This window comes from Oerskovia sp. NPDC056781 (assembly GCF_042789955.1).
In the GTDB taxonomy this organism is placed as follows: domain Bacteria; phylum Actinomycetota; class Actinomycetes; order Actinomycetales; family Cellulomonadaceae; genus Oerskovia; species Oerskovia rustica.
In genome coordinates this window covers 1-8,545 of sequence record NZ_JBHUAD010000175.1, presented here as the reverse complement: position 1 = coordinate 8,545, position 8,545 = coordinate 1, and the positions used below count along the sequence as shown (strand labels likewise).

At 72.2% G+C, this 8,545-nt stretch carries 6 protein-coding genes; 2 read left to right on the top strand and 4 right to left on the bottom strand.

Annotated elements, in window-relative coordinates:
- Positions 1-13 precede the first annotated feature (13 nt).
- The 4 genes from ACFRCR_RS14040 to ACFRCR_RS14025 all read right to left on the bottom strand — a co-directional run bounded on the left by ACFRCR_RS14040 (position 14) and on the right by ACFRCR_RS14025 (position 3,998).
- Entirely contained in the window at positions 14-778 is a 765-nt protein-coding gene (locus tag ACFRCR_RS14040; protein ID WP_377678355.1) for an amino acid ABC transporter ATP-binding protein, read from the bottom strand.
- 62 nt (positions 779-840) lie between these two features.
- Positions 841-1,884, bottom strand: a complete 1,044-nt coding sequence (locus ACFRCR_RS14035; protein ID WP_191794551.1) for an amino acid ABC transporter permease — start codon at positions 1,882-1,884, stop codon at positions 841-843.
- 29 nt (positions 1,885-1,913) lie between these two features.
- Positions 1,914-2,837, bottom strand: coding sequence for an ABC transporter substrate-binding protein (locus tag ACFRCR_RS14030; RefSeq protein ID WP_377678354.1), 924 nt, complete (start codon positions 2,835-2,837; stop codon positions 1,914-1,916).
- A 231-nt stretch (positions 2,838-3,068) separates the two neighbouring features.
- On the bottom strand, positions 3,069-3,998 hold the full coding sequence (locus ACFRCR_RS14025) for an ABC transporter substrate-binding protein (RefSeq protein WP_377678352.1): 930 nt from the start codon (positions 3,996-3,998) through the stop codon (positions 3,069-3,071).
- A 588-nt stretch (positions 3,999-4,586) separates the two neighbouring features.
- Here ACFRCR_RS14025 and ACFRCR_RS14020 point away from each other — a divergent pair.
- The gene (locus ACFRCR_RS14020) at positions 4,587-6,581 is read left to right on the top strand and encodes an ABC transporter ATP-binding protein (RefSeq protein WP_377678350.1); all 1,995 of its coding nucleotides are present in this window, start codon (positions 4,587-4,589) and stop codon (positions 6,579-6,581) included.
- A gap of 5 nt (positions 6,582-6,586) precedes the next feature.
- Entirely contained in the window at positions 6,587-8,482 is a 1,896-nt protein-coding gene (locus tag ACFRCR_RS14015; protein WP_377678348.1) for an ABC transporter ATP-binding protein, read from the top strand.
- Positions 8,483-8,545 lie beyond the last annotated feature (63 nt).

The window sequence follows — 8,545 nt, the reverse complement described above, 5'->3', positions numbered from 1 at the left end:
CGCGCACGCGTTCCTACAGCACGTGCGCCAGGAACTCCCGGGTCCGCTCCTCGCGCGGGTTCGTGAGCACCTCGCGGGGGTCGCCCTGCTCGACGATGACGCCGTCGTCCATGAACACCACGTGGTCGCCGACCTCGCGCGCGAAGCCGATCTCGTGGGTCACGACGATCATCGTCATGCCGCTCTCGGCGAGGTCGCGCATGACCGCGAGGACCTCGCCCACGAGCTCCGGGTCGAGCGCCGACGTCGGCTCGTCGAACAGCATGAGCTCGGGGTCCATCGCGAGCGCCCGCGCGATCGCGACGCGCTGCTGCTGGCCGCCCGAGAGCTGGGCCGGGTAGTGGTCCATGCGGTCCGCGAGGCCGACCCGTCCGAGCAGCTCGACGGCTCGTGCCCTGGCCTGCGCCCGCGACAGCCCGCGGACCTGTACCGGCGCCTCCATGACGTTCTGCAGCGCCGTCATGTGCGGGAACAGGTTGAAGCGCTGGAACACCATGCCGATGCGCGAGCGCTGCTCAGCGATGACCTTGGGGTGCAGGCGGTGCAGCCGCTTCCTGCCGTTCTTGTCGACCTCGCGGTAGCCGATCAGGTCGCCGTCGACGTAGATGCGTCCCGCCGTGAGGTCCTCGAGCTCGTTGATGCAGCGCAGCAGCGTGGACTTGCCCGAGCCCGACGGGCCCAGCACGACGCACACCGAGCCGCGCGGCACCTCGAGGTCCACGCCCTTGAGGACGTGCACGTCGCCGAAGGCCTTGTGCACCCCGGCGATCTCCACCATGGGCGCGACGGACGCGTCGGCGAGCGGCGTCGTCGGGCGGGATGCTCCGAGTGCGTCCGCGGTCACGGGGTCACCTCCAGGAAGGGGTCGGCGTTCGCGGTCGTGCCCGACGCCGCTATCGCCTCCTGCTTGCTCGGCTTCTTCGGGCCCTTGCCCGGCTTGCGACGACGCGACGAACCCGTCGACGTGCCGAACCCGCGCCCGTAGTGCTGCTCGATGAAGTGCTGGCCGACCATGAGGATGCTCGTGATCAGCAGGTACCAGATCGCCGCGACCATGAGCAGCGGGATCGGGAGGAAGATGCGGTTCGCGATCGCGTTGGACGCGAACGTCAGGTCCAGGCTGAACGGCACCGCGAGGACCAGCGACGTGGTCTTGAGCATCGAGATCGTCTCGTTGCCCGTCGGCGGGACGATCACGCGCATGGCCTGCGGCAGGATGATGCGCCGCAGGATCTTGCCGTCCTTCATGCCCAGGGCCTTGGCGGCCTCGGCCTGGCCCGGGTCCACCGACCCGAGACCGGCGCGCACGATCTCCGCGAGGTACGCGGCCTCGTTGAGCGCCAGGCCCAGGATCGCCGCGCGCGCGGCCGTGAAGAGGTCCGCGGTGTCGAACACGAACCACTCGGGCCCGAACGGGATGCCCAGGCTGAGCTTGGGGTACAGCACCGAGATGAGGCCCCAGAACACGAGCTGCGTGTAGATCGGGGTACCGCGGAAGAACCAGATGTAGAACCAGCTCGTCGCGCGCATGACCGGGTTGTCCGAGCGCCGCATGATCGCCAGGATCACCGCGAGCACGACCGCGATGGCCATCGAGGAGAACGTCAGGATCAGGGTCCAGCCCACACCGCGCATGATCTGCACGTCCCGCAGGTAGAGCCAGACGACGTCCCACCGGAACTTCTCGTTCGTGACCAGGCCGTGCACGGCCATGGCCGCGAGGACCAGGAGGACCACGGCCGCCGCCCAGCGTCCCGGCCGCGGCACCGGGACCGCGTGGATGCGGTCCGGTATCCGGTCTGCGGGCTTGGTCGCCGTGCCGTGGCTCGCTGGGCCACCGCTCGGGCGACCGTCGGGAGTCGGGGTGCTGGGCGGCTGGGCCATGGCTACCTCTGTTCTGTCAGGGGATCGGCTCAGGAGACCACGGGGTTGAGCTCGGCCGTGGTCACCGCACCGGAGGTGTTGCCCCAGGTGTCGAGGATGGTCGTGTAGTCGCTGTCGTCCATGAGCTTCTGCACCGCGGCCTGGACGGCCTGCGTGAGCGCGGTGTCGTCCTTGGCGATCGCGATGCCGTGCAGCGAGTCGGCGAAGATGTCGCCGAGCTGCTCGATCTGGCCATCGGTCTGCGTCACGGCGTACGCCACGACCTGCGAGTCCGCGTACATGACGTCGGCCTTGCCGCCGACCAGGTTCGTCGTGACGTCGGCCTGGCTCGCGTAGCGCAGCGGCGTGATGTCCGCCTTGCCCGCGGCCTCGCAGTCCGCCATCAGCCCGTCGAGCGCGTCGTCCTCGACCGTGCCGGTCTGGACGGCGATGCTCAGGCCGCACACGTCGGACGGGTCGACGTCCTTGGGGTTGCCCTTGGCCACGGCGAACGCCTCGCCCGCGCGGAAGTAGCTGACCATGTCGACCGCGGCCGTGCGCTCCGGCGTGATCGTGAAGCCCGAGATGCCGATGTCGTACTTGCTGCCGATCGCCGGGATGATCGACGCGAAGTCGGCGTTGGTGACCTCGACGTCGAGCCCCAGGACGGCACCGATCGCCTTGGCGAGGTCGACGTCGTACCCGACGATGGTCTTGCCGTCGTCACCGATGAACTCGGCCGGGGCGTAGGTCGCGTTCGTGCCGACCGTCAGGGTGCCGGCCTCGACGACGTCGGCCGGGAGCATCGCGGCGATCGTCTCGTCCTTCGCGATGGTCGACGGGTCGAACGCCTCCGCGGACGCGCCGCCCTCGGTGGGCGAGGAACCAGAGCCCGAGGAGGCGTCGGTGCACGCCGTGAGCGCGAGGGTCGCGGCGATGGCGGTGAGGGCGGTGAGGACGGGCAGCCTGCGCATGGGGGGTCTCTCGTTTCGTGGTGGTGATCTCCGGCGCCGGCCTCAGGGGGGTGGGTCGTGCGCCGCGCAACGCGGGCAGCACGGAGCGGCGCCGCACCGTTGCCCTCCCAGTTTCCCGCGCGGGCGCCCGGACTGGCAAAACGGGGGCACGCGACGGTGCCGGTCCCGAGGACGATCAGCCCGCCGGGCGCGGCTGCCCGACCGACCTCGGGACCGGCATCACCGCCGGCGTCAGGAGACCGGCGGGTTGACCACGGCCTCGTCGAGAGCGCCCTCCTCGTTGCCCCACGAGGCCAGGATGTCGGTGAACGTGCCGTCCTCCATGAGGACCGTGAGGGCCGCCTGGATCGCCGCCGCGAGCTCGGTGTCGGCCTTCGCCGTCACGATGCCCTGGGGCGCCGAGTCGAAGACCTCCCCGATCTGCTCGATCTCTCCCTTGGTCTGCTCGACCGCGTACGACACGATGGGCGAGTCCGCGTACATGATGTCGGCCTTGCCGCCCACCAGGTTGACCGTCGCGTCGGCCTGGTTGTCGTAGCGCAGGATCTGGAGCGGCTGCTCACCGTCCTCCTCGCAGGTCGTGCTGATCTCGTCGGCCCCCTCGTCCTCGACCGTGCCCGTCTGGACCGCGACCGTCAGCCCGCAGATGTTCGACGGGTCGACCTTCTTCGGGTTGCCCTTCTGTACCGAGAACGCCTCGCCCGCGTTGAAGTAGCTGACCATGTTGGCCTCGGCCATGCGCTCGGCCGTGATCGTGAACGACGAGATCCCGACGTCGTACTTGGTGCCCAGCGCCGGGATGATGCCCGGGAAGTCCGCCGACTCGACGACGACCTCGAGCCCCAGGACCGCGCCCACGGCCGAGATGATGTCGATGTCGTACCCGACCGGCGTCGACCCGTCGGCCGCGATGAACTCCGCGGGCGCGTACTCGGTGTTCGACGCGACCACGAGCTTGCCGGCGCTCGCGATCTCGGCCGGCAGCAGCGCCGCCGCGGCGTCGTCCTTCTGCACCGACGTGAGGTCGAAGGGGGTCACGGTGGCCGTCTCGCCCGACGCCCCGGCAGACGAGGAGTCGGCAGGCTGCGAGGCGTCCGTGCAGGCCGTGAGGGCCAGGGCCGCCGCGGCCGTGACCGCGACGAGGAGTGGCATCTTGCGCATGAGAGCTCCGATCGGTGGGTACGTCGTGGCGCGTCACTCTAGGGGTGATACGTCTCGCTCGCGTCACGGACGGGTTTCGGTTCGGCACCTTGCTCGCCCCGGACTCCGCTCGCCGACCACCCCGCGAAAAGGAAGCGACCCTCACCAACCACCTGCGCTACTGTCGGCGCGCACCGACACACGGCCGCCACCGAGGGCGTCCGCACGCGACCGGAGGGGAGCCGCCCATGACACGCACACCGACGTGCCGCCGCTGGCGCCCCTCCCCCTGCACACCCCGCCAGGCCACCGCCGGATGACGCGGCACGGGACGTTCGCTCGGCAGGCTCCTCGGAGCCGACCAGCACCGTTCCGGGCCCACCCCGTCCGCATCCCGCAGTCCGTCCCGCAGCCTCCGCACGCCCGCCGCACGGAGTCGCTGCGACCCGCGCACCCACGCGACCCGGCGGACCGCAGCGACACACCTGCACCCCGCCCGACCCACCCGTCGGCGCGCCCGTCCCCGGACGGGAGCGACACCGTCGGGCCGCGCGCCCTCGCAGGCGGGCGCGCCCGCAGACCGACCCGCCCCACCCACCGGAGGTATCGATGACCGACGACCCGCCTGCCCCCGCTCCCGACGGCGCCGCGCGCCTCCCGCGCACGAGCGCGCTCAAGGCCGCGCTTGCCGCCCGGGCCTCGCGCTGGACCGACCTCGCGCAGCTCCTGCCGCAGGCCGGCAAGCCGCTCGTCGCCGCGGCCGCGCTGCTCAACGTCCTCCTGGGGCTGCTGCCGCTCGCGTTCATCGTGCTCATCGGCTACGTCCTGTACCTCGTCCCGTTGGTCGCCGAGAGCACGCACGGGACGGGCGGCCCGCCCGGTGCCCCCGGCTGGTCCGAGCTCTGGACGACCCTCGCCCTCGCAGTCGGCGTATTCGTGGTCCAGCAGGTCCTCGCGCCCTTCCAGACGGGCGTCACCGAGGTCGTCGCGCGCCGCGTCGACGAGCACTGCATCGACCGGCTCATGAGCGCCGCGCTGCACGACGCACCGCTGAACACGCTCGAGAGCCCCGAGGCCCTCGACCTGCTGGCCGACGCCCGCGCGGCCTTCGCCCGCGAGGCCCGCCCGCCGGGCGACGCGGCCGCGGCGCTGCTGTCGCTCCTGTCGCGCTACGTCCAGCTGCTCGGCGCGATCGTGCTGGTGGGCGTCGTCATCTCCCCCCTCGCGGGGGTCGTGATCCTGGCGACCGGGCTCTCGATGCGGTTCGGGGTGCGCGGGACCCTCGGGAAGTTCGCCGACATGTGGGACGCGCTGTCGGGCTCGCGTCGCAAGGTCTTCTACCTGCGGGACCTCGCCACGGGCGCCCGGGCGGCCAAGGAGATCCGCCTGCTGGGCCTGCTCCCCTGGGTGCGAGCCCGCCTGCGTGCCGACACCATGGCCGCTTACGAGCCCGCCTGGGCCGGGAGCCGCAGGCTCCAGTTCTGGCCGATCATCGGTCTCTCGTGCGTGGGCCTCGTGGGTGGCGCGGTCGTCCTCGCGCTCCTCGCCGACGCCGCCGCGTCCGGCAGGCTGAACCTGTTCCAGCTCGGCGTCGCGCTCCAGGCCGTGCTGATCCCCATGCGGTTCGGCGTGTACTTCCCCGAGGCCGACGTGCAGACCCAGTTCGGCCTGCACTCGTTCCACGCGCTGCGGACCTTCGAGCAGCAGATCGCCTCGGCACGCCCGGCACGCCCGGCGGCACCCGTCGCCGTGCGACGCCCCGAGCAGGGCATCCGCTTCGAGGGCGTGCGCTTCCGGTACACGGACGACACCCCGTGGGTGCTCGACGGCCTCGACCTCGAGCTCGGCGCCGGGCGGTCCACCGCGATCGTGGGCCTCAACGGCGCGGGCAAGACCACGCTCGTCAAGCTCCTCGCCGGGCTCTACCACCCCGTCGAGGGACGCATCCTGGTCGACGGCGTCGACCTGCGCGACCTCGACACGCAGGACTGGCAGCGGCAGCTCGCGCTGATCTTCCAGGACTACGTGCGCTACGAGCTCACGGCCGCGGAGAACATCGGCCTGGGTGCGCCCTCGCTGCTCGACGACCGTGACGCCATCACGGCCGCGGCCAGCAGGGCCGGGGCGCTCGACGCCCTGAGCGGACTGCCCGAGGGGCTCGACACCACGCTCTCGCGCCGTTACCCCGGCGGACGCGACCTGTCGGGCGGGCAGTGGCAGCGAGTCGCCCTCGCCCGGGCTCTCCTCGCGATCCAGGGCGGCTCGTCCGTCCTGGTCCTCGACGAGCCGACGGCGCAGCTCGACGTGCGTGCCGAGGCGGAGTTCTTCGACCGCTTCCTCGCGACCACGGAGGACATCACGAGCGTCGTCATCTCGCACCGCTTCTCGACCGTCCGCCACGCGGACCGGATCGCGGTGATCGAGCACGGCCGCGTCGTCGAGTGCGGCGACCACGTCGAGCTCGTCGCGCTCGGAGGCCGATACGCCGACCTGTTCGAGCTCCAGGCCCAACGGTTCCGCGACACCGCGCCCGTGGGTGCGACGCCGTCCACAGAGACCGACGACCCCAGCCGCTCCACCGCAGAGAAGGAGACCGCATCGTGAGGACCATGCTCAGAGCCGCACGCTTCTTCCTCGTCCTGGGCTACCGCACGGACAGGCGCCGCCTGCTCACGGCGGCGGTCCTCATGACCATCGGCTACCTCGCCGGGCCGCTCGTCGGCGTCGCGCTCGGCGCCCTGACCAACGCTGCGCTCGACCAGCAGACGAGCCTCGCGGTCAGCCTGGGCGTGTGCGTCGCGATCCTGTTGATCTTCGAGCTCATGATGGGCCACTTCGCGCACCTGTACTACTTCGAGCTCGCCGACCTGCAGCAGCTCGAGCTGACCGACGAGGTCGCGAGGCTCGCGCACGGCAACCCGCAGATCGACCAGTTCGACCGGCCGCGGTTCGCCGAGCTCCTGACCCTGGTCACCGAGGGGCTGCAGCGGGTGCGGTCCGCGCTCGAGGCGACGCTCCAGCTCAGCGGGCTCCTGCTCCAGGTCACGATCACGACCGTCGTCCTGGCGATGGTCGAGCCGTGGCTGCTGCTGCTGCCGCTCGCCGCGCTGCCGCCCGTGCTCCTCAACGACACGGCGCAGAAGGTGCTCGACTCCGCGCGCGACGCGTCCGCGCACGAGGTCCAGCTCTCGACGCACCTCGTCTCGCTCGCGACCACGGGCAGCTCGGCCAAGGAGGTCCGCCTGTTCGGCGCGCAGGCCCCGATCGTCGCGCGCCAGCGTGCGGCGTGGTCCGCGACGACGGCCCGCGTGTGGTCGGCGCACCGCCGCAGCGCCCTGCTGCGCGCGGCCGGGCAGGCGTGGTTCGCGTGCGCGTACGGCGTCGCGGTGTTCCTGGTCGTGCGCCAGGCCGTCACGGGGTCGGCGAACGTGGGTCAGGTCGTCCTGGTCATCACGCTCGCGGTCCAGGTGAGCGTCCAGGTCTCGGGTGCGCTCGCGCTGCTCGGCACCTTGCAGGGAGTCGGGCGCACGGTGTCGCACGTCGAGGAGCTGCGCGCGGCGGTCGCGCGTCCCGCCTCTGCGGCAGGGCCCGGACAGCCGGTGCCCGACGGCGGCGCGCACCCGGGTGCGTCCGGCGCCCTGGTCGGCGACGACCTGGTGACTGCGTCGTCGGGCACCGTGACAGCGCCCGTGGGTGAGCCTGCGGGCTCGGGCGGCGTGCCGGCGCGCCTCACGCGCGGCGTGCGCTTCGAGGACGTGACCTTCACCTACCCGGACACGGACCGTGTCATCCTCGACGGCGTGAGCCTCGACGTGCCCGCGGGGTCGACCCTCGCGGTCGTGGGCGACAACGGCGCGGGCAAGAGCACGTTCGTCAAGCTCCTGTGCGGGCTGTACCGGCCGACGTCGGGGCGGATCCTCGTCGACGGTGTCGACCTGCGCGACCTCGACGACGCCGAGTGGCAGGCGCGGACCGCGACCCTGTTCCAGGACTTCGCGCGGTTCGAGCTCACGATCCGCGAGAACGTGGGCGTCGGGCGGCTCGAATCGCTCGACGTCGACGAGGACCTGTGGGCCGCGCTCGACCGGGCGCGCGGTCGCAGCATCGTCGAGAAGCAGGCGGGCGGGCTCGACCAGCTCCTGGGGCACGGGTACGGGAACGGCGTCGGGCTGTCGGGCGGCCAGTGGCAGACGCTCGGGCTCGGGCGCACGCTCCTGCGCCGCGAGCCGCTGCTGCTCGTCCTCGACGAGCCCGCCGCGGCGCTCGACGCCGCGGCCGAGCACGCCCTGTTCGAGCGGTTCGTCGCGACGGCCGACGAGGCCGGGCGGTCCGGGGGTGCCATCACGTGCTTCGTCTCGCACCGGTTCTCGACCGTGCGCGACGCGGACCAGATCGTGGTGCTCGACGCCGGGAAGGTCCGGGAGCACGGCGACCACGCGGCCCTCATGGCGCGCGGCGACCTGTACGCGGAGCTGTTCTCCCTCCAGGCGGGCGCTTACGCGTAGGCGGGGGGGGGGGGGGCGGCCCCCCCGGGGGGGGCCCCCCCCACGACCGCGAGCCCCTGCCAC